At 39.2% G+C, this 18,964-nt stretch carries 27 protein-coding genes and 1 pseudogene; 24 read left to right on the top strand and 4 right to left on the bottom strand.

Annotation, left to right across the window (positions count from 1 at the left end; all coding sequences use genetic code 11):
- The first annotated feature begins 115 nt into the window (after window positions 1-115).
- From G630_RS23790 to G630_RS24755, 12 genes and pseudogenes are all read left to right on the top strand, one after another.
- The gene (locus G630_RS23790; protein WP_049946235.1) at window positions 116-724 is read left to right on the top strand and encodes a hypothetical protein; all 609 of its coding nucleotides are present in this window, start codon (window positions 116-118) and stop codon (window positions 722-724) included.
- 267 nt (window positions 725-991) lie between these two features.
- The gene (locus G630_RS0114275) at window positions 992-1,189 is read left to right on the top strand and encodes a hypothetical protein (RefSeq protein WP_026498975.1); all 198 of its coding nucleotides are present in this window, start codon (window positions 992-994) and stop codon (window positions 1,187-1,189) included.
- Window positions 1,190-1,418: 229 nt separating this feature from the next.
- Window positions 1,419-2,204: a metallophosphoesterase gene (locus G630_RS23785; RefSeq protein WP_049946234.1), complete on the top strand. Its 786-nt coding sequence runs from the start codon at window positions 1,419-1,421 to the stop codon at window positions 2,202-2,204.
- Window positions 2,204-2,953 (top strand): PHP domain-containing protein, encoded by a 750-nt coding sequence (locus tag G630_RS22070; RefSeq protein ID WP_049946233.1) that lies wholly within the window; start codon window positions 2,204-2,206, stop codon window positions 2,951-2,953. The genes G630_RS23785 and G630_RS22070 overlap by 1 nt, the downstream gene beginning before the upstream one ends.
- A gap of 27 nt (window positions 2,954-2,980) precedes the next feature.
- Window positions 2,981-4,027 (top strand): virulence RhuM family protein, encoded by a 1,047-nt coding sequence (locus G630_RS0114255; protein ID WP_330363814.1) that lies wholly within the window; start codon window positions 2,981-2,983, stop codon window positions 4,025-4,027.
- A gap of 473 nt (window positions 4,028-4,500) precedes the next feature.
- Window positions 4,501-5,082, top strand: coding sequence for a hypothetical protein (locus tag G630_RS0114245; protein ID WP_026498973.1), 582 nt, complete (start codon window positions 4,501-4,503; stop codon window positions 5,080-5,082).
- 494 nt (window positions 5,083-5,576) lie between these two features.
- Entirely contained in the window at window positions 5,577-6,251 is a 675-nt protein-coding gene (locus G630_RS0114235; protein ID WP_081667968.1) for a DUF3427 domain-containing protein, read from the top strand.
- A gap of 2 nt (window positions 6,252-6,253) precedes the next feature.
- Window positions 6,254-6,649, top strand: a pseudogene (locus tag G630_RS25845) ((deoxy)nucleoside triphosphate pyrophosphohydrolase); the annotation flags it as partial.
- Window positions 6,647-7,243 (top strand): class I SAM-dependent methyltransferase, encoded by a 597-nt coding sequence (locus G630_RS25840; RefSeq protein ID WP_044959421.1) that lies wholly within the window; start codon window positions 6,647-6,649, stop codon window positions 7,241-7,243. The pseudogene G630_RS25845 and the gene G630_RS25840, both read left to right, overlap by 3 nt.
- Window positions 7,244-7,264: 21 nt before the next feature.
- Window positions 7,265-7,456, top strand: a complete 192-nt coding sequence (locus G630_RS0114220) for a hypothetical protein (protein WP_026498969.1) — start codon at window positions 7,265-7,267, stop codon at window positions 7,454-7,456.
- 30 nt (window positions 7,457-7,486) lie between these two features.
- Entirely contained in the window at window positions 7,487-7,885 is a 399-nt protein-coding gene (locus G630_RS24760; protein WP_026498968.1) for a macro domain-containing protein, read from the top strand.
- Complete coding sequence (locus G630_RS24755) at window positions 7,854-8,204, top strand: hypothetical protein (protein ID WP_026498967.1); 351 nt, start codon at window positions 7,854-7,856, stop codon at window positions 8,202-8,204. Before G630_RS24760 ends, G630_RS24755 begins: the two co-directional genes overlap by 32 nt.
- On the opposite strand, the gene G630_RS0114205 is transcribed toward G630_RS24755, so the two are convergent.
- Window positions 8,201-8,575, bottom strand: coding sequence for a hypothetical protein (locus G630_RS0114205; protein WP_026498966.1), 375 nt, complete (start codon window positions 8,573-8,575; stop codon window positions 8,201-8,203). The genes G630_RS24755 and G630_RS0114205 overlap by 4 nt on opposite strands.
- A gap of 12 nt (window positions 8,576-8,587) precedes the next feature.
- Window positions 8,588-9,442: a Cof-type HAD-IIB family hydrolase gene (locus tag G630_RS0114200; RefSeq protein WP_044959408.1), complete on the bottom strand. Its 855-nt coding sequence runs from the start codon at window positions 9,440-9,442 to the stop codon at window positions 8,588-8,590.
- A gap of 458 nt (window positions 9,443-9,900) precedes the next feature.
- On the opposite strand from G630_RS0114200, the gene G630_RS24750 reads away from it, so the two are divergent.
- The 10 genes from G630_RS24750 (at window position 9,901) to G630_RS0114150 (ending at window position 15,867) form a co-directional block, all read left to right on the top strand.
- Complete coding sequence (locus G630_RS24750) at window positions 9,901-10,062, top strand: hypothetical protein (RefSeq protein ID WP_022762058.1); 162 nt, start codon at window positions 9,901-9,903, stop codon at window positions 10,060-10,062.
- Between the two features lie 71 nt (window positions 10,063-10,133).
- Window positions 10,134-10,559, top strand: coding sequence for a flavodoxin family protein (locus G630_RS22060; protein ID WP_022762059.1), 426 nt, complete (start codon window positions 10,134-10,136; stop codon window positions 10,557-10,559).
- A gap of 125 nt (window positions 10,560-10,684) precedes the next feature.
- The gene (locus tag G630_RS0114185) at window positions 10,685-11,242 is read left to right on the top strand and encodes a GNAT family N-acetyltransferase (protein ID WP_026498964.1); all 558 of its coding nucleotides are present in this window, start codon (window positions 10,685-10,687) and stop codon (window positions 11,240-11,242) included.
- Window positions 11,243-11,269: 27 nt separating this feature from the next.
- Window positions 11,270-11,791 (top strand): GNAT family N-acetyltransferase, encoded by a 522-nt coding sequence (locus tag G630_RS0114180; protein ID WP_026498963.1) that lies wholly within the window; start codon window positions 11,270-11,272, stop codon window positions 11,789-11,791.
- Window positions 11,792-11,901: 110 nt separating this feature from the next.
- The gene (locus tag G630_RS0114175; protein WP_026498962.1) at window positions 11,902-12,159 is read left to right on the top strand and encodes a hypothetical protein; all 258 of its coding nucleotides are present in this window, start codon (window positions 11,902-11,904) and stop codon (window positions 12,157-12,159) included.
- A gap of 110 nt (window positions 12,160-12,269) precedes the next feature.
- Window positions 12,270-12,992, top strand: a complete 723-nt coding sequence (locus G630_RS0114170; RefSeq protein WP_022762063.1) for a DUF554 domain-containing protein — start codon at window positions 12,270-12,272, stop codon at window positions 12,990-12,992.
- A gap of 57 nt (window positions 12,993-13,049) precedes the next feature.
- Entirely contained in the window at window positions 13,050-13,796 is a 747-nt protein-coding gene (gene yaaA, locus G630_RS0114165; RefSeq protein ID WP_026498961.1) for a peroxide stress protein YaaA, read from the top strand.
- A complete protein-coding gene (locus tag G630_RS0114160) occupies window positions 13,780-14,037 on the top strand; it encodes a hypothetical protein (protein ID WP_044959406.1) in 258 nt (85 codons plus the stop codon). Before yaaA ends, G630_RS0114160 begins: the two co-directional genes overlap by 17 nt.
- Window positions 14,038-14,159: 122 nt before the next feature.
- Window positions 14,160-14,447 carry a hypothetical protein gene (locus G630_RS23780; protein ID WP_049946232.1) on the top strand — a complete coding sequence of 96 codons (288 nt, stop codon included), beginning with the start codon at window positions 14,160-14,162 and terminating at the stop codon, window positions 14,445-14,447.
- A gap of 214 nt (window positions 14,448-14,661) precedes the next feature.
- Window positions 14,662-15,867, top strand: a complete 1,206-nt coding sequence (locus G630_RS0114150) for an IS110 family transposase (protein WP_026498960.1) — start codon at window positions 14,662-14,664, stop codon at window positions 15,865-15,867.
- Window positions 15,868-15,950: 83 nt separating this feature from the next.
- Here the strand turns inward: G630_RS0114150 and G630_RS0114145 are convergent, their stop codons facing one another.
- The gene (locus G630_RS0114145; protein ID WP_026498959.1) at window positions 15,951-17,066 is read right to left on the bottom strand and encodes an AraC family transcriptional regulator; all 1,116 of its coding nucleotides are present in this window, start codon (window positions 17,064-17,066) and stop codon (window positions 15,951-15,953) included.
- Between the two features lie 127 nt (window positions 17,067-17,193).
- Between G630_RS0114145 and G630_RS25415 the strand changes: the two genes are divergently transcribed.
- The gene (locus G630_RS25415; RefSeq protein WP_081667964.1) at window positions 17,194-17,973 is read left to right on the top strand and encodes an MFS transporter; all 780 of its coding nucleotides are present in this window, start codon (window positions 17,194-17,196) and stop codon (window positions 17,971-17,973) included.
- Entirely contained in the window at window positions 17,889-18,500 is a 612-nt protein-coding gene (gene eda, locus G630_RS0114135; protein ID WP_026498958.1) for a bifunctional 4-hydroxy-2-oxoglutarate aldolase/2-dehydro-3-deoxy-phosphogluconate aldolase, read from the top strand. The genes G630_RS25415 and eda overlap by 85 nt, the downstream gene beginning before the upstream one ends.
- Before the next feature lie 233 nt (window positions 18,501-18,733).
- On the opposite strand, the gene G630_RS25085 is transcribed toward eda, so the two are convergent.
- The gene (locus tag G630_RS25085; RefSeq protein ID WP_170832732.1) at window positions 18,734-18,898 is read right to left on the bottom strand and encodes a hypothetical protein; all 165 of its coding nucleotides are present in this window, start codon (window positions 18,896-18,898) and stop codon (window positions 18,734-18,736) included.
- Window positions 18,899-18,964: the final 66 nt, after the last annotated feature.

Here is an 18,964-nt window from a genome sequence, read left to right as displayed (position 1 = left end):
TATCAAAGGCACACCACTTGATCAATGGTGTCCGGGGCTTTTGATATAACTTATTATACGTGATTCTGCTGCCGGAATGTAGATTCATTATTGTCTATCAGGAGGTGTAGAACACATGGATATGAAAGAATTCATTAAAGTAAAGGAGATGACATACTTAGAGTACTGCGATTACTTACAAGTAAAATATGGTATTGGCTTAGCGGATTATATGACAAGATCCTTTAACAAGAACTCAAAATGTACAAGAACATCTGAGGGACTCATTGCTCACCATAAAGCAGAGGATAAGATGATTATGCTATCTACAAAGGCTTTTGCCGAAATGTGCCCATATGAGTGGCAGTTGAAGGAGAATATTGTGTACTGTGACTATTTGGAGCACTTACTATTACATGTACTGATATGTAAGTATCCATCGCCGGATAAGTTGCCTATCGCGGATGTGGGAATAGGAGGAGTAGTAAATTTTATTGTCCCAGAATTGAATGATTTATACTCTGGATGGGTGACTAAACAACAGTGGCGCATTAATTGTCATAAACGTGTTGAAAATGATAAGGATGTGTATTTGGCTATTCTAAAGATGTTTATTGATCATGTTAAGCGTGAGCGAAACATTAACGAGGATGTATTGCATACAAGCTTTAATGAAGAGTTTGGTGGATGGTCAAGAAATGATAATCGTAAGCTATATTCAGAGATTGATAAGCTCTGGAAATGAAATGTTTCTGGATTATGTAGAAAGTAATGATTAAGATATAGAGTATTCTTAACATAAAGAGGTGGGCTCATGTGAGTTCGCCTCTTTGCCGTATTTTAAAATGTCCTTTGCCCTTTAAAAATGCTCGAAACCCGCATGGATATTGACTCGGAGAACTGTCCTTTTTATAGGATATGTCGAGTGAGACAATTCTATCATCAGGAGAGATGAAACAAAGTGATTTGTGGGTGGAACTGCAAATTGATTCATAGAAGGGCGGTACCAAATATGTTTTTTGGAAAAAGAGAAAAGGATAAAGATGTAAGAATTACAGAATCTCAGTATAAGAGTCTTGTAGGCGGAATGTCTAAGAAAGAGCACAAGGATTTTGAGCGGAAACAGAAAGAGTTTAGGCGAGACAGAGAAGATGATCGCCTGGAAGCAGGGCTCGATTTTGAAGATGATATGGATGATATGGGCTGGTAAGGAGGAACTGTGTATGAAGAGACTGTTGTATTGGGTTAGAAAATGCTTATTGGGGAAGAATAAGTTTTGTAAGCACTTTTGCGTTATGTGCGAATATTATGAGATTTGTCACAGAGATGGGGAACTGGAATAGCTTGCACTTTGAACTGTCCGTTTAATGACAGCATTAATGTATAGCCATATACTTTTAACGTGGAATAATGGACTTAACTAAGGAGGAAGAATAGCTATGGCAACATATGTCGTATCAGACTTACATGGGCAGTATAGAATATTTTTAAAGTTGCGTGAGATGGTGGATTTTTCTGAAAATGATCAGCTTTATATGCTTGGCGATGCAATCGATAGAGGTCCTGAAGGTTTAAATATTCTTCAGCACGTGAAGAATGCTACTAATATGGATATGCTGATAGGGAATCATGAGTTTATGATGCTTAACGCCGTTGCTTTAGATGGGACCACGACCAATGATTATGAAAAGCTTCCGGGAAGGGATGGAGAGCTATGGATTTTCGGAAACGGTGGGAACAAGACTTACTTTAGATATAGACGTTATAAGATTGAGGAACGCGTAGAACTACTTGAATGGCTTAAAACTCGATCATTAACAAAGCTTGTTGAAGTAAATGGAAAGAAGTTCTTTCTGACGCATTCATTCTTTGATTTGGATAAAATTGATGTTCCATATAATGAGATTGATTATCAAACGGCTTGGAGTACAGTATGGCTCACACCATTTAGGCGTGACTTATACGTGGATAAACAGGAATACACTTCATTGAAGGATTGGACCTTTATTGTTGGACATGTTCCGGTTTGGTATGCAAATAAAGAATTTAAAGAACTTTCTCCATTCATTGCAGAAAACATTATAGATATTGATGGAGGATGTGCTCGTCATGATGGCAAAAATAAGAAGATTAGAGGCGGAATAATCTATAGATTAGATGATAATCAGGTCTATACATGTTCGTTTGATGATCTGCAAAAGGCTGAGAAACAGAGGATATTATAATGTATGTACCAATAGAAAAAGAAGTGTTCCATGTTCATACAAAAAGATGTGGGCATGCAGGTAATTATGAGGATAGGGAATATGTTGAGACAGCGATAGCTTTAGGGGGTACCAGAATTGTTTTTACTGATCATGCTCCTTTTTCAGGGAATCCTCTTGGCAATAGAATGCCATATGAGCAGTTGCCGGAATATATTGGAGCAATAAATCAGCTAAGAGAAGAGTATAAGGGCCGAATCGATATTCAGTGTGGATTAGAGGTTGAATACTTCCCGAGCTATATTGAATACTATAAAGAGCTTAGAGACATGAAAGGCTTGGATGTGATGCTCCTTGGTCAGCATCTTTTTGAACATACTGACGGAAGCCTGAGTATTTATGATCAGGACAGATCAAATGAGTTTATGGGACAGCTTGATGCAATGGTACAGGGTGTTGAAAGCGGACTATTTGATGTGGTTGCACATCCAGATCGTTCATATAGAAAGAGACCTGAGTTTGGAGCAATTGAAAGAGAGTATGCAGATAAGCTGATTACCGCTGTAAAGAAAAGTAACTATCCCATAAGACTTGAATACAATTATGCTTCACGTATTGAACCGGGCTATTTCAAGGAAGAATTTTGGGAAGAGGTACCAAAGGACTTAGTCATATTCGGTTATGATGCACATTCGCCAGAGGAGATTGTAAACGGGTGGAACTATTACAAGGACTTAACCAGTCACAATCATTTCGTTGGAAGAAGCTGAAAAATGATAAAATAGAATTGTAAATAAATGGTAAAGAAAAAAGTTTTGGGTTTTGAGGAGAGTGCGAAAGATATGGATGAATTTGGTGAGATTATTATATATCAGACGGATGATGGACTTTCCAAAATTGAGGTCAACTTAAAAAATGAAACAGTATGGCTTTCAATCGATCAGATGGCGGAGCTGTTTCAAAGAGACCGAAGTGTTATAGGTAAGCATGTTCGTAATATCTTTAAAGAAGGAGAGTTGGTGAAAGATTCAGTGTGGGCAAAATTTGCCTACACTGCCGCTGATGGAAAAGTCTATGATGTAGACTTTTATAATTTAGATGTAATTATTTCTGTCGGATATCGTGTGAAATCTATCCGCGGAACTCAGTTCCGTATATGGGCAAATTCTGTTTTAAAGGAATATATCATCAAAGGCTTTGCAATGGATGATGATAGGCTAAAGGGGAATGGCGGCGGAAACTACTGGAAAGAACTTCTGGATCGAATTAGGGACATCCGCTCATCTGAGAAGGTGCTATATCGTCAGGTTCTAGACTTATATGCTACGAGTGTTGACTATAATCCCAAAAGTGAGGAATCTATAAAATTCTTCAAGATTGTTCAAAATAAGCTGCATTATGCTGCTCATGGACATACCGCAGCCGAAGTCATATATGAAAGAGCAGATGCAGAAAAACCATTTATGGGGCTTACCTCTTTTTCAGGTGAACTTCCAGCGCTTAAAGATATTGGTGTTGCGAAAAATTATTTGAAAGAAGATGAACTGAAGATTCTTAACAATCTTGTATCAGGTTATTTTGATCTTGCAGAGATTAATGCTATTGAGCACAAGCCCATGTATATGAGCGATTATGTGGAACAACTAGATTCTGTCCTGTCTTCAGGAAACAGAAAGCTACTTGTGGGGGCTGGAAGTGTAAGCCATGATCTGGCTTTGCAGAAAGCAAAGGCAGAATATCGCAAGTATCAAGAGATAACGTTGTCTCCAGTAGAGGAAGAGTATTTAAAGAGCATTAGAGGTGTGGAAAAGGAAGTCAAGAAGAGAAGTAGAACAAAGAAATAATATTATCGGATTGGTCAGACAATGTCTGGCCAATTTTTATTGTATTTTTATTGGTATTATTGTGTGCGAGGTAAGATAATTATAGTGGAAATATAGATGCAAACCTAAATGGTGTTGGGAATGATTCTCGGAGGTTGTTTTAATGGGATATATTGAGATTCCTGTTTATTATACGGATGACTTGATACACCAAAACGAAATAGTAGATTGGTTTTCTGTTGTACATACATGGACATCGGTTGAATTCGATTTTTATGGGGACAATCTTAAACCTATATAATCCGCTAGGTAAGAAAATTACTATGGCTGTGTTGTAGGCACATAATAGTAAAAGGATTTTATCATATAAAACGCCTCTATTACTCGAGTTAAGCAGCCGAGTTGCGAAAAGCCTTGCAGCAATGCAAGGTTTTTTGCTCTCTTCTATAGATCAAATAGTACATGAGAAAAAATAATTATAGGAGAAAACAGTGATGGTACCGGCAAAGGTGTATCTCTACTATTTGAAGAATGCATTTAGATCCCACAGAGTGCGTGGCTATTGCATTGGACAGAAAAGAAATGGGAAAACTTGTATTTTTGAGAAAGATGGTAAATTGTTAGTTGCTGAGGTGAAAGGAAAAGTCCTTTATAACCCTAAAGAGTATGATTATGAATATATATGGATGGCATGTGAGGACACTATTGCAAGATTGGCTAGAGACGAGGAACACAGGCAAAAGATTTGGATGAGCTGGGCATCACCTACGAATTGGGAAGAGAAAATGGATGAAGAAATAAAAATAAGACGAGTTGTATCTAAGGATGTTCTCGACGCTGTGAAGAATGTACTTAAGGAGATTGACATGTACGGTCTGATAGAGCATGGTGCCCCTGATGATGAATTTGACACAGAGGCAGAAATGATTGTTGAACAGATAAAGGCAGGCACTAGCATTGAGGAAATATCAGGAATAATCGCTGACGTCATTAATAAAATGTTTGACGTGAATATAGGTCGCCTTAAGTACTTGAAAGAGACAAAGAAAATATATGAAGTGATGCATAAATTATGATGCCATTCGTCAGATGAATTGGCTACACATGTGTAGCCAATTATCATGTCCTTACAAAACCACTTTTTTTATTATCGAGTCCCCAAGTTGGGGACTGAATACATTACCTTCGTAGAGGGGGTCAAAATGATCTCCAAGGCAAATACTCGCTCTCCGCTATATACCGATTGACTAGCCTCTTTTCACTAAGATTCTCGTATTTGCGATAGAAATCCAGTATATTGCAAAGATCGGAATTATCCCACATTTTAAGTAATGTAGAATGTTCGCCTTCGGGAGGCTCAGTGCTTCTGATCTGATCATCTGTATATTCCTTTGTTAGGATCTTTAGCAAATGGAATTTAGCAAATAAATTCGATTCCGCGTATCCTAAAGCGAAACCTTGGCTATAAAAGCTATTGCTTCTCTGTTCGGTTTGTTCATCATATTCAAGCATATTCGGACCTTTCTTTCCAGGCGCGCTGCGCCATGTCAACTATGTCGCTTCTTCTAGCATGTTACCTGAAGCTGAGAAGCGGATGATGCAGATGTTCTACGTAACACTGTGGCAGAGTGCGGTGGATGATTGGGATGCTCCGGAAGTTAAACAGAATTTGGCTGAGCTTTGTAACAGCAAAAATATGTTTAGTGAGCTGATGGAAATCCTTAACTACAATCTTGAGAGAATAGATGTGGTAGGTGATGAAGTAGATCTGGGATTTGATTGTCCACTTGAATTATACTGTACATATACCAGAGATCAGATCCTTGTGGCAATGGATTTCAAGAAACCACAGACTGTAAGAGAAGGTGTGAAGTGGCTTGAAGATAAGATGGTGGACGTGTTCTTTGTAACGCTTAATAAAGCAGATAAGGATTATTCACCTACGACAATGTACAATGATTATTCTATCAATGAGGAGTTTTTCCATTGGCAGAGTCAGAGTACAACTTCAGATACTTCACCGACCGGTCAGAGATATATTAACCATGTTCATGAGGGAAGTAAGATCCTGTTATTTGTAAGAGAGTTTAAGAAGGATTTGGCAGGTGCTGCGCCATACACGTATCTGGGGACTGCAAAATATGTGAGTCATTACGGCAGCAGGCCTATGAATATAACATGGCATCTGGATAATCCGATACCTGCTAAATATATCAAGAAGACAAGCAAACTGGAAGTAGGATGATTATGAAAACTGTCAACGTAGTCGCAGCAATAATCTGCGATGATTACAAGAGAAAAACTAAGATATTTGCGACTCAGCGTGGATATGGGGATTATAAGGATGGCTGGGAATTTCCCGGAGGAAAGATTGAAGAAGGTGAAACTCCTGAAGAGGCGTTGGTAAGAGAGATTAGAGAAGAACTTGGTGCGGAGATTGAGGTCAATGATCTTATAGATGTCATCGATTATGATTATGAGACTTTTCATCTTCACATGAACTGCTATTGGGCAACTGTAGCTGAAGGCAATCTCCAACTTTTGGAGCATGAAGCTGCGAGGTGGCTTGAGATAAATGACCTTAGAAGTGTAGAGTGGCTTCCTGCTGATCTTACGCTTCTTCCTAAGATTGCTGAGGCTATGGTCGATAAGAACGTTGAGTATTATAACGAGAATGCTGACTCGTTCTTTGCCGGAAGTGTTAATGCAGATATGTCATACGAGAGGGATAGGTTCATCGCACTCCTGCCGGAACAGGGTCGAGTTTTGGATGCAGGTTGCGGAAGCGGACGAGATAGTAAGGCATTTTTGGAGGCAGGTTTTGATGTAACTGCTTTTGATGCATCAGGGGAAATGAGGAAGAGAGCCTCTGAATATCTGGGGCAGGAAGTCCTGGATATGAGGTTTGAGGATATTGATTTTCATAATGAGTTCGATGGTGTCTGGGCCTGCGCTTCACTTCTCCATGTACCAGTGGATCAGCTCCCGGAGACAATGAAAAAGCTGAATGTTTCTCTTAAGAGCTGCGGAGTTATATATGCTTCGTTCAAATATGGCGATGGTACTAAGATGCGCGGAGATCGCAGATTTAGCGATTTTAATGAGAAGAGTATAGTTCCGCTATTCGAGGATGCGGGATTTGAGATTGTTTACAATGAGGTTGGTACTGATAACAGACCCGGCAGGGAAGCCGAGATGTGGGTCAATGCTATAGCAAGAAAAAATGGGATATATTGAGATTTTTAAAAGGTATTTGGTATGAGCGGATTTGATGACAGAGGTTTTGAACTTGGAGCTGATTATTATAACAAGCTGGTTAAACAATATGCGGATCATAAAATATCAGATGAAGAGTTTATGCTTTTGAGTAAAGAGATGGGTAATATTATTGAACTTTGCTTGGATGGTGATATTACTGAAGATGAATGTAACGAAAAATTGGCTAAATAGCAAACCTGCTCGCGAATGGGGGAGAATATAATGCCGTTTTCAATTATCAGAAATGATATAACAAAAGTAAAAGCAGACGCTATAGTAAACACTGCCAATCCTAAGCCAATAATAGGTGGTGGGGTCGATACTGCCATTTATAATGCTGCTGGCAGAGACAGGCTTATGGCAAAACGAGAGAAGATAGGACCTCTTGAGCCGGGAATGGTCGCTATCACTCCGGCTTTTGATTTGGATGCTAAATACATTATTCATGCTATTGGAACCTGGTGGGAAGGTGGTGATAATGGAGAGGCAGAACTATTAAGACAGTGCTATGACAAATCTCTAAACCTTGCCGCGGATCATAAATGTAAATCTATTGCGTTTCCTCTTTTGGCTAAGGAAGGTTGGAATTATGGATATAAATTATGCTTTAGCACTATATAAAGAACTTGAAGCATATTTGAAAAAATATGGAGATCAATCCATCGTCTTTCATTACAGTAGACTGGTGGATGGAATAGCTGTTCTTGAAGCTGATTATTCGGATGAGGATAAAGAGGACTGTATTCTGACTTTGTATGAAATGCTATATCCTGGAGGGGGAGGACTCACAGATTTTTTCATATATAGTGAAGATCCGGAACAAAGAAAAGCATTAAACGAGCAATTATCACACATCCAGCTAGAGTTGTGGAAAATAGTAAAAGACAAAATAGTCGAGCATAGTAGCCCGGGTAAATTTAGACATGAAGAAGCATATTAATATGGAGTTAACCTTAATTGTAGGGGCAGATAGTGATCTTGTTCTTGGAGGTGAAGCATCAGTTGAAATGCGTGACAGGATAAATGGCAGTACGCTGTATATTTGTTGCCGTCGAGACCAACGAAGATCCTTTTATACATGCCTTTCCCAAGACCAAGGTGGGCATACTTCCATACATCACGGTCAAATTCCCTTTGAGCGATATCATCCTTGTCATGACCGTTATTTACGGTAAGCTTGCTGGTGAAGTCATTCTCAGAATATGAGATGCTACCAAGAGAGATGGTCACATCATATTTTTCTTCAAGGCTTGCGACAGCTTCTTTAAAGTCTCTACGGAACTCAGTTAGGGTATTCTTGTTTATTTCCATTGTTATCTCCAATTAAAGATCAAAATAGTCTCTGATAGCAAAGCCAACACCGTTATGGTCGCTGTCCTTTGTAATATAGTTTGCAAGCTTCTTTATATCACTGCGTGCATTCAACATGACGATAGAAATTCCTGCGGTAGTTAACATATCGCGGTCATTGTCGGCATCTCCGATAGCCATTGTTTCTTCTATGGGGATATCCAGGAGAGAAGACAGAGTCCTAAGGGCGGCACCTTTTGATACTCCCTCAGCATTCATTTCAAGGCTTGTTTCTTCTGCAAGTGCAAATGTAAGGGGGAGATCTTTTAATTCCTCATAACCGCGGTGACGGTCTTCCTGATTCCGGAAGTATATGTTTATCTTGGTGATGAAATTGTGCTTTCGGCTTTCAGCAGCCATGTCATCAACCTGTCTGGTTACTTTAAGGTACATGGGTTGGTAAACTCCCATATGGAAATCGTCCATGTGGTTGATATCAGCTGAAGATACAATGGATTCTTTTTCTGTGAGGAAAGCGAGCATTCCGTTGTATTTATCGGCTACTTCAACTATCTTTTCAAAGCAGGCAGAAGGTACTTCTTTTCTGTAAATGACCTTCTTGGCCATGCAGTCATATATTATTGCGCCACTGTAGCAGATGGCATAGCGGATCATGGGAGTTATCTCAAAGTACTCCTTCATTTCAACAAGCGCTCTGCCGGTTGCGTAAGAGAGATGTACTCCTTTATCAGCTACCAATGAAAGATCATCAAGCGTCTCAGGGAGAATCTTTTTATCCGATGTAAGAAGGGTGCCATCCATATCCATTGCGATCAAGCTATAGGGTAAGAAGCCTTCTTTGTTGTTAGCTTTATTTGAAATAGGCATAATTACGTCCTTTTGCAATCTTTTGTTCATCCATGCAAATTATACATGATTTTGAAGAAATGCCAAGGTGCGGCATATAATTTCAGACTGACTACTTGAATTCCATAACTGTCTTATGAAAGTCCATTTCTGTCATAATTGGTACATCAACTGTCTATTTAGATTCCATTAAATCCTGAAATCTTGATAAATACTCCCTTATTCTTTTTTTAGTCATCCTTAGTAACAATGAGCCAATCAAAAAATACATGATAATAATTATAAAAATCCAATGAAATTGATATGTGGATATTGCTGGGTGATGTATAACATATAAGGAATAAATAACCAATAAATAGAAATGAAAACAAATAAAATTGGTGTTCCCATAACCCGGGAAGTAATATTATAAGCTCAGAAAGAGAAAAGAAACAGCCAAACGGCTAACAAATACCACAACAAAGAAAGAGGTAAATATTATGAGATTTAACGATGTTCAGGATACAAGAAAAGCAGAAGTTAAGAGAGAGCAGAGAAACGAAGCATTCCATAAAATGTATGATGATTGCCTTGAGAAGCTTTCAGCATTCTACAATAAAGAGAAGATGACAATAGCTTTTGGAGCAACATTCACTCTCTGATTCTTCAAAGGATAGATGAAACTTAAATGAAACGGAATAGAATAATATATCCCCGGAGACGTTGATCGATTTTGGTCAATGAAGTAGAGGAATACCAGGTTGGCAGAATGAAGATTGCCGGATGCCTTGGCTGTGAGTACTGCCACACAAAGGGTGAGGGTACATGTGTGCAGAAAGATGATCTTGAGAAGATTATGCCAGCATACAAAGAGGCAGATGTCATAGTTTTTGCATCTCCAATCTATTACTTCACCATGACAGCGCAGATGGAGGCTGCTATCCAGAGAGTTTACTGTATTGGCAAGCCTGCAGCAAAGAAGACAGTTCTTCTGCTCAGTTCAGGATCTCCCGGTGTATATGATGCTGCGATTGCCCAATATAAGGCATACATGGGATATGCAGGTATTGAGGCAGCAGGCGTAATTACTGCTAATGGGGACGAGAACAAATCCGAAGCCAAGATGAACGAGATAAGGGAATTTGCAAAAACACTGTAGCAGACTTATAAGACAAGTGGTTTTTAAAATTATCTGAAAAAGCCTTTTGACGGTATTATTTACTGTAAAAAGGCTTTTTTTCTGATATAGTGGAACTATGTTTTGTTGACGGAGGATGTATGAAAATGCGGCATTGCGGGACACAGACAATTGAGACCGAGAGACTGATACTGAGGAAATTCAAAGTTGAAGATGCTGATGCTATGTTCTTGAACTGGGCAAATGATGAAGAAGTCACGAAGTTTCTAACGTGGCCGCCTCATGGAACTGTTGATGTAACAAGGAATCTACTGAGGCAGTGGGTGGATTCATATAAGGATAAAAAGTACTATCAGTGGGCTATTGTCTTGAAAGAAATAGATGAGCCAATAGGCAGTATCTCCGCCGTCGGTATGAAAGAAAACATAAATATGATCCACATTGGTTACTGCATTGGAAGAGCATGGTGGCATCAGGGGATTACATCTGAAGCTTTAAATGCTGTTATAGATTTCTTTTTTGATAAGGTGGAAGCAAATCGTATTGAATCAAGGCATGATGTTAATAACCCTCACTCCGGTATGGTCATGAAGAAATGTGGAATGCAATATGAGGGCACGCTACGCAGCTCAGATATCAACAATCAGGGGATCAATGATTCCAGCTGGTATGCAATTCTTAGATCTGACAGGATTGATGGATAAAGAGAGGAAAGAAGACTGGGAGAATAGATGACAATAAGACAACTTGGCTATGATGAATACAACGGAAAACGATATAAAGTAGAAGTCCGGTCAAACAAGTACCTGTCTATAGAGCCTGCAGATGACGGCTTTTCTGTGGAATGGATAGAAGCGGATAACGAGATTGTGGAGCCGCTTGAAGATGATATGCTGTCGGAATGGCTAGACAATCCGGTAGCTTATGGAGCATTTGAAGGAGATGTTCTTATAGGCTTTGTAGAAGGATTTCTGGAAGCGTGGAATAACAGATACAGAATATCAAATATCTGTGTGTTTGATGTGGGACTTCGTAGCCAAGGTGTAGGGACTGCACTTCTTGAAACAATTTTGAAAGTGGCTGTAGATAGCGGTGCGAGAATGGCTGTCCTGGAAACACAGAGCTACAATTCAAAAGCGATTTTGTTCTATAAAAAGAATGGCTTCGAGCTTATAGGATTTGACAGATATGCCTATTCTAATGAAGGCCCGGAAGAGCACAACATGAGAATTGAGATCGGAAAGAGACTATAGATTATGATGGATATTAAGAGGATATTTCACCACTTTTTCTCTGTTTTTTGGAAGGAACCCTGATTATAATCTAGCTTGTAAGGATAACTTAAAGGAGGAGACTTGAAAATATGACACCTAAAATCTGGTTATTCATTGTATTGATCGGAGTACTTGCGCCTGTATACCTTTTGTTTGGTGTAGCAACTTCCAAAAACGTCAAGGAGATGTCGGAAAAGAATAAAGAAGAGCTTGAAAAGAACAGAGCCAGGCACAGATACATGGGACTTGGACAGAGCTGGGGGATGGGTATAGGAGTTGCAGTTGGATGTATAGCAAGTTATAGGAAAAAGGCATCGGAAGAGAAGTTAGATGCATCTAATAGATAATAATAACAAGCGGCAGGATGCAGTTTCCTTTGAATTGTGTCCTGCCTTTTTCATGAGTATAATTATTCTTAAAATATCAGGAGAAAAATGAAAAAAGGAAATATAAGAACATGATAATGTTGGGGACAATAATAAACAGTGCAGCTATAGTTGCTGCCGGTTTCCTCGGAAATATAACAGGGAAGTTATTTAAAGAAGATCAGCAGGATGCACTTTGCAAGGTATGTGGTATAAGTACCCTTTTTATAGCAATTTCAGGTGCTATGGAGGGTATGATGAAAGTTGAGAACAATGCACTCGTGGGTGGCAGATCCATGCTTGTGGTTCTATGCCTTGCCATAGGAACAGCTATAGGGGAACTGATTGGAATAGAAAGAGCCTTTGAGCGTTTTGGGGAATGGCTTAAAATAAAAAGTGGTAATGGCAAGGATTCGGAATTTGTAAACGCTTTTGTGACTGCATCGCTTACGGTATGCATAGGGGCTATGGCTATTGTAGGTTCAATACAGGATGGAATCAGCGGAGATTATTCAACGCTTGCTGTAAAGGCTGTGCTGGATTTTATAATAGTAGCCATTATGACAGCATCTATGGGAAAAGGGTGTGCTTTTTCTGTAATACCGGTGTTTTTGCTTGAGGGAACAATAACTTTACTTGCGAGACTGGTATCACCTATCATGACAGATATGGCTGTTTCGTATCTGTCGCTTATCGGAAGCATACTGATCTTCTGTGTTGGTGTTAACCTTGTTTGGGGTAAAAAGGTAAGAGTAGCTAATATGCTGCCAGCTTTAGTGATAGCAGTTATAGCCGCATATATACCAGCTATGTGATGCAAAGTATAAAGCAAAAGCAGACGATGATTCTGAAAAGATGCATGGAGAACTGTGATGAGGATTATTCTTTCACCTGCAAAGAAGATGAATGTGGATACGGATAAACTTGAGTGCCAGGGGGCCCCGGTATTCCTTGATCAGACAGAGGAAATACTTGAGTGGCTCCGTAAGAAGTCGCATTATGAATTACAGAAACTGTGGGGCTGCAATGATAAAATTGCTGAGCAGAATTACAAACGCATTAAAGAGATGGATCTTCGTAACAGACTGACACCAGCTATACTTTCATATGAAGGAATCGCGTTTCAATATATGGCACCTGCGGTGTTTGAAGACAGAAGCTATGATTATGTGCAGGAGCATCTTCGCATCCTTTCGGGCTTTTATGGTGTGCTTAAACCTATGGACGGAGTTACGCCATACAGGCTTGAGATGCAGGCTAAGGCATCAATTAATGGACATAAGGATTTATATGATCTGTGGGGATCCAGGCTCTATGATGAAGTAAGTGATGGTACCGGTGTTATAATAAATCTTGCATCTAAGGAGTATTCAAAGTGCATTGAAAAATACCTGAAACCGGATGACTGTTACATCACCATCACATTTGGCGAGATGGTAAATGGGAAGTTCGTGACAAAGGGTACATATGCCAAGATGGCCAGAGGAGAGATGGTGAAATACATGGCTGAAAACCAGATTGAAGATCCTAATGAGATAAAGAAGTTTGACCGGCTTGGATATACTTACAGAGATGACCTATCATGTGATACTGAAATCGTTTTTGAAAAGAGAAAGTGACGGGATATATATGAATGAAATGGAAAAGATAGCCAGAGAGAATCACCGTAACGGAAATAACTGTTCAGCCTCGCTTGCTATGACGTTTGCTGAAAAACTAGGTGTGACACCTGAGGAGGCAAAGAAGAGCGTGCCTGCTCCAAGAAGCATTGACGGTAAATGCGGCGGGTATCTTAGTGTCGTGGCAATGCTTGAGAACCTGCAACGATATTGTCGGAGAAGCGGCAGCCATGCTCGATGAACTGATGAAGAATTCCTGAGGGAGGTCTGTTTCAGATGTCTGACAAACAGCCACCAAGGGATAATCCTTAAAACAGAATAACAGAAATAATTCGAAGCGTTCATAACAGTAGATCATGATTCTTGTGGTCTGCTGTTTTTTTCATTAATTCATATAGAAGAAATGCTCTGCTAAGAGCAGTGTTTCCGCTTGCCAGAATAGAAGAGTATCAGGATGCAGGAGCGTGTGCTGTTAGAAAAGACATATGTATTGATGAGTTTGACATTGCGATAGAGTTAAAATGTACAAGAGATAGCCTTTCCGCTAAAAAGCTTTCAGAGGAAGTAGCATCACTCCCTCCTACTACTACAATAAGTTTATGGGTTATATATATGGCAGCCAGTCAGGTTATTATCCAACTTATTGCTTAACTGATAGAATGAAGGTGCAATCGGAATGACTACCGCCTACTTGGACTTCGCGTCCGTAATCGAGTCTGTTATCCGGCACCTCATTCGCAGTGTTCGTTTTATGCAGGTTGAACTGCCATCGGTACGTTCGTGTCACACCACAGTAGTTTGAATAGGCAATGAGTGAAACTGGATTTTTCCATTGCATTATTAAACATAAGGAGTGACATAGTGTATGAATGCAGTAGGTATTGATGTTTCCAAAGGCAAGAGTATGGTATCGATAATGAGACCATTCGGAGAAATCGTTTCTGAGCCATTTGAAGTAAAACATACTTCGAGTGAAATAAAAGCATTGATTGCTCTTATTAATTCGGTTGATGGAGAATCACGTATAGTGATGGAACACACGGGGCGTTATTATGAAGTCCTTGCGCATCAGTTGGCTGAAGCAAACCTTTTTGTTAGCACTATCAATGCCAAGTTGATAAAAGATTTTGATAATGATTCATTACGAAAGGTAAAGTCTGATAAGGCTGATTCAATAAAGATAGCCAGGTATGCTCTTGACAAATGGACGGGGCTAAAACAGTATAGCCTTATGGATGAGATACGTAATCAACTAAAAATAATGAATAGACAGTTTGGCTTTTATGTAAAGCAAAAAACTGCGATGAAGAATAATCTAATTGGTATCCTTGATCAAACTTACCCTGGAGCGAACACATACTTTGATAGTCCTGCTAGAAACGATGGAAGTCAAAAGTGGGTGGATTTCATCGATACATACTGGCATGTTGATTGCATTCGAAATATGTCATTAAATGCGTTTACAGAACACTATAAAAAATGGTGTAAACGAAAGAAGTACAATTATAGTCAATCTAAGGCAGTAGCGATATACGAAAATGCTAAAGAGGTGGTACCTGTACTTCCTAAAGATGAAATAACTAAGCTGATCATTAAACAGGCAATTTCTCAATTGAATAATGCATCTGCTACAGTTGAGTCGCTTAGACAGTTAATGAATGAAACGGCCTCAAAGTTACCAGAATATCCTGTTGTGATGTCAATGAAGGGAGTAGGACCATCTTTAGGGCCGCAGCTTATGGCAGAAATAGGTGATGTTACAAGGTTTAGCCACAAAGCTGCAATAACGGCGTTTGCAGGTGTGGATCCGGGAGTTAATGAGTCAGGAACTTACGCACAAAAAAGTGTTCCCACAACTAAACGAGGCTCGTCAGAGTTGAGAAGAACACTTTTTCTTGTCATGGATGCACTAATTAAATCCATGCCACAAGATGACCCTGTATATCAGTTCTTGGATAAGAAAAGATTGCAAGGAAAGCCGTATTATGTATATATGACGGCTGGAGCTAATAAATTTCTAAGAATTTACTATGGCAGGGTTAAAGAGTATCTTGCCAAGTTGAAAAAGTAATTGCCATTTATCATTTGTGCACTGAGCCGGCACAGATGTGGTGGCTTATTAGTTATACACGTTTTTGAAACTATAGAAAAATCTTATTTTACTATTGACTTTTTATTTGCAGGCTCGATTTGCATTTCCTGCCTATATTTCTTAGGGGTCATCCCATAAATTTTTTGGAAAGAATTATAAAAATAAGTTTCATTTTTAAAGGAAAGCTTTTTGCATATCTCTGAAATCTGCATATCTGTGTGTTCAAGCATTTCAGCAGCCTCTTTCATGGCAATTTGTAGGGCGTATTGCTTTATGCTGTAGCCGGTGTATTTTTTTACAATGCGATTAAGATAAGTAGCATTGTAGGACAATGATTCGTTTAAATCTTCCCTAGTGATTCTACCGTGCTTTGCCAAAATTTGATTTCTGACAGATTCGAAAAGCTGGGCCTCTGCAGAGGTACCTATTGTCAGAGGAACCATTTTATAATGATTCTTTATAGATAACTCATTAAAAATTTGAACGATTATAGCCTTTATAATGTAGGTAGAACCCACTTCTGGATGCACAAGTTGTTTTGTCAGTTTATCAAATAGTTTGTACATGTTTTCTCTCACAGAGGCATCGCTATCTGATGGGATAAAATCTATGTATTCTTTTTTGTTTGTTTTATCTTTTGAAAGACCTAAATTATCGCCCAAAAATCTTTCTAGAACTTGATTTCGATGCTTATTCTCCACCTGAAAGTACATTTTACCCATATCTTCGTATAACTCTTTTATTAATCCTATAGGTAGACGTAAAAATAAAGCTCTATATTCTGTGGAGAACTCTTCCTGATGGCGAACATTGCAGTTCAAAAGGCAAAGACTGCCAGCAGTGTAGAGGTGCCTTTCAGATTCTATCTGTTGATACATTGTGCCGGAAATCAGATATACCAGCTCAAAATAATCGTGGTAATGGAGCTGGTTAAACTTATTTGGGCTGTATTCATCCTCATAAGAAAAAGACGCATTGAAAAAATTGCCCGGCGATATAAAACACCATACGAAATTTTCCTCCATATTATCAGGATGGAGCGTCTCTAAAATAATATCAGGGCTATCTGCAGAACCTTCCGCCAAATTCCTTGAAAGAATGCGAGTATTCTGATTGTCTAATTTGAAATTGAATTGGTATTGAGATGCATTTGTAGTATCTCCAACGTAGCTTGCCAAAATTTTCCCTCACTCAAAAGTTCATTTATGTTAGTATTATAACTTATTACGTTTAAAAGTGCTATTGTTGCAACAAAAATAAACCTGTAAAGTTTATTTATCAATAAACCATTTAGAGGAGGATATTATGGTGGAAAAATCGCAAAAGGTTTCAGTGGGGAGACTGTTGGCTTGGAATACAAGACCAATTTCATTCGGAACAGTAACAATTCTTATGGGGTATCTGAGCATGTTTTGCACAGATAGTTTGAAAATGTCTCCGGTTTTAGTCGGAACATTATTAATGGCAAGCAAAATCTTCGATGGCTTGACTGACTTGATTGCTGGGTGGATTGTAGATAATACAAACACTAAATTGGGCAAAGGACGCCCTTATGAACTGTGTTTGATTGGGACTTGGGTTTGTACATATGCTTTGTTTGCTTCGAATGTTAATTGGAGTACGACAGCAAAATCAATTTGGCTTTTAGTTATGTACACATTAGTATGGTCAATTTTTGGAACAATGATGAATGCAGCTGAGGCACCATATATCATAAGAGCTTTTGGTGATCCTATGGCTATCACAAAGGTATCTGCATATGGTGGTGTATTTATCACTTTAGGCTGCATGGTTGTTTCTATTATTCTTCCAATGCTAATTGGAAAATATGCGCCAGTTCCAGGAGGTTGGCAAAAGATAGTATTAATGCTTGCAGTGCCACTACTGATTCTTGGCTTGCTTAGATTTATTTTTATAAAAGAGGAATTTAATCCAAATGAAAACAGCGAAGAGGAACGAGTTGGATTAAAGGATATCGTAAATGCGTTAAAAACAAACAAATATGTGTGGTTACTTGCAATAGTATCAATGATTCCACAGATGATGCAAAACCTCTTGGAGAGGCACTCGTTAAAGGTGGTTTAAAATGTGCTGAAGTGACATTCAGAACAGCTGCTGCAGCTGATGCAATTAAAATAATGACAGATAATTTTCCGGATATGCTGGTTGGAGCAGGAACTGTTTTATCAACAAAACAGGTGGATGAGGCCATTGAGGCAGGAGCAAAGTTCATTGTTAGCCCGGGATTTGATCCTGAGGTTGTGGATTACTGTCTTGAGAAAGGGTATCCAGTGCTTCCCGGAGTAGCTACTCCTTCAGAGGCAGCGCAGGGCGTAAAAAGAGGCCTCAAGGTTCTTAAATTTTTTCCCGCTGAACAGGCAGGCGGTCTTGCAATGATCAAGGCTATGGCAGCACCTTACACAGGCATTAAGTTCATGCCAACAGGTGGAATCAATGAAAAGAACATGAGAGATTATCTTTCTTATGACAGAATTGCATGTTGTGGTGGTAGCTGGATGGTCAAAGGTGATCTTATTAAATCATGCGCCTTTGATAAGATTGAGGATATGACAAAAGAAGCCGTTAAAGTTGTTAAGGAAATCAGAGGATGAAAGACCCAATACTGATGCACAGAATGATCAGGACAGCGTAAGGGAATCTGTAAATGCATGGATATCCGGGCTCGGATATTTCTAAGATGAATGTTATAACACAGGGCGTATAAACACTAATGTTTATGCGTCCTTTTTTTATTTAATAGGAAATTTCGCCTTGCGGCAAAACCTTGAATTAAAAGGCCCGGACAAGACCGGGCCACGCAAAGCGGAGGTATGTTGGTTTTAAATTACCAATCTACCTCGTCAAAGAATTCATCATCTTCATGCATAAAGTAATCCATGTCGAGAAGGTCTTCATCATCCATCTCGCGGATTTCGTTCGCCGACATGCCTTCCGGCGGATTTTGGATGTATTTCTCTCTAAGCTTTGCTATTAGTTCTTTACTAGCCATGGCTGTTCCTCCTGTAGCATGATTTTATCATGCACAGGAATACGAGGGAACACTGCCGATTTTTGG

The organism is Butyrivibrio sp. WCD2001 (assembly GCF_000424485.1).
Lineage (GTDB): Bacteria > Bacillota > Clostridia > Lachnospirales > Lachnospiraceae > Butyrivibrio.
Note: the sequence above shows the minus strand (reverse complement) of the source record. Positions and strands in the feature narration are given on the sequence as shown.

Excerpts from the sequence above, each read along its gene's own strand:
- G630_RS23790 (WP_049946235.1), top strand. The coding sequence starts at position 116 with ATGGATATGAAAGAATTCATTAAAGTAAAGGAGATGACATACTTAGAG.
- G630_RS0114275 (WP_026498975.1), top strand. The coding sequence starts at position 992 with ATGTTTTTTGGAAAAAGAGAAAAGGATAAAGATGTAAGAATTACAGAA.
- G630_RS23785 (WP_049946234.1), top strand. The coding sequence starts at position 1,419 with ATGGCAACATATGTCGTATCAGACTTACATGGGCAGTATAGAATATTT.
- G630_RS22070 (WP_049946233.1), top strand. The coding sequence starts at position 2,204 with ATGTATGTACCAATAGAAAAAGAAGTGTTCCATGTTCATACAAAAAGA.
- G630_RS0114255 (WP_330363814.1), top strand. The coding sequence starts at position 2,981 with ATGGTAAAGAAAAAAGTTTTGGGTTTTGAGGAGAGTGCGAAAGATATG.
- G630_RS0114245 (WP_026498973.1), top strand. The coding sequence starts at position 4,501 with ATGGTACCGGCAAAGGTGTATCTCTACTATTTGAAGAATGCATTTAGA.
- G630_RS0114235 (WP_081667968.1), top strand. The coding sequence starts at position 5,577 with ATGTTACCTGAAGCTGAGAAGCGGATGATGCAGATGTTCTACGTAACA.
- G630_RS25840 (WP_044959421.1), top strand. The coding sequence starts at position 6,647 with ATGGTCGATAAGAACGTTGAGTATTATAACGAGAATGCTGACTCGTTC.
- G630_RS0114220 (WP_026498969.1), top strand. The coding sequence starts at position 7,265 with ATGAGCGGATTTGATGACAGAGGTTTTGAACTTGGAGCTGATTATTAT.
- G630_RS24760 (WP_026498968.1), top strand. The coding sequence starts at position 7,487 with ATGCCGTTTTCAATTATCAGAAATGATATAACAAAAGTAAAAGCAGAC.
- G630_RS24755 (WP_026498967.1), top strand. The coding sequence starts at position 7,854 with ATGGATATAAATTATGCTTTAGCACTATATAAAGAACTTGAAGCATAT.
- G630_RS0114205 (WP_026498966.1), bottom strand. The coding sequence starts at position 8,575 with ATGGAAATAAACAAGAATACCCTAACTGAGTTCCGTAGAGACTTTAAA.
- G630_RS0114200 (WP_044959408.1), bottom strand. The coding sequence starts at position 9,442 with ATGCCTATTTCAAATAAAGCTAACAACAAAGAAGGCTTCTTACCCTAT.
- G630_RS24750 (WP_022762058.1), top strand. The coding sequence starts at position 9,901 with ATGAGATTTAACGATGTTCAGGATACAAGAAAAGCAGAAGTTAAGAGA.
- G630_RS0114185 (WP_026498964.1), top strand. The coding sequence starts at position 10,685 with ATGCGGCATTGCGGGACACAGACAATTGAGACCGAGAGACTGATACTG.
- G630_RS0114180 (WP_026498963.1), top strand. The coding sequence starts at position 11,270 with ATGACAATAAGACAACTTGGCTATGATGAATACAACGGAAAACGATAT.
- G630_RS0114175 (WP_026498962.1), top strand. The coding sequence starts at position 11,902 with ATGACACCTAAAATCTGGTTATTCATTGTATTGATCGGAGTACTTGCG.
- G630_RS0114170 (WP_022762063.1), top strand. The coding sequence starts at position 12,270 with ATGATAATGTTGGGGACAATAATAAACAGTGCAGCTATAGTTGCTGCC.
- yaaA (WP_026498961.1), top strand. The coding sequence starts at position 13,050 with ATGAGGATTATTCTTTCACCTGCAAAGAAGATGAATGTGGATACGGAT.
- G630_RS0114150 (WP_026498960.1), top strand. The coding sequence starts at position 14,662 with ATGAATGCAGTAGGTATTGATGTTTCCAAAGGCAAGAGTATGGTATCG.
- G630_RS25415 (WP_081667964.1), top strand. The coding sequence starts at position 17,194 with ATGGTGGAAAAATCGCAAAAGGTTTCAGTGGGGAGACTGTTGGCTTGG.
- G630_RS25085 (WP_170832732.1), bottom strand. The coding sequence starts at position 18,898 with ATGGCTAGTAAAGAACTAATAGCAAAGCTTAGAGAGAAATACATCCAA.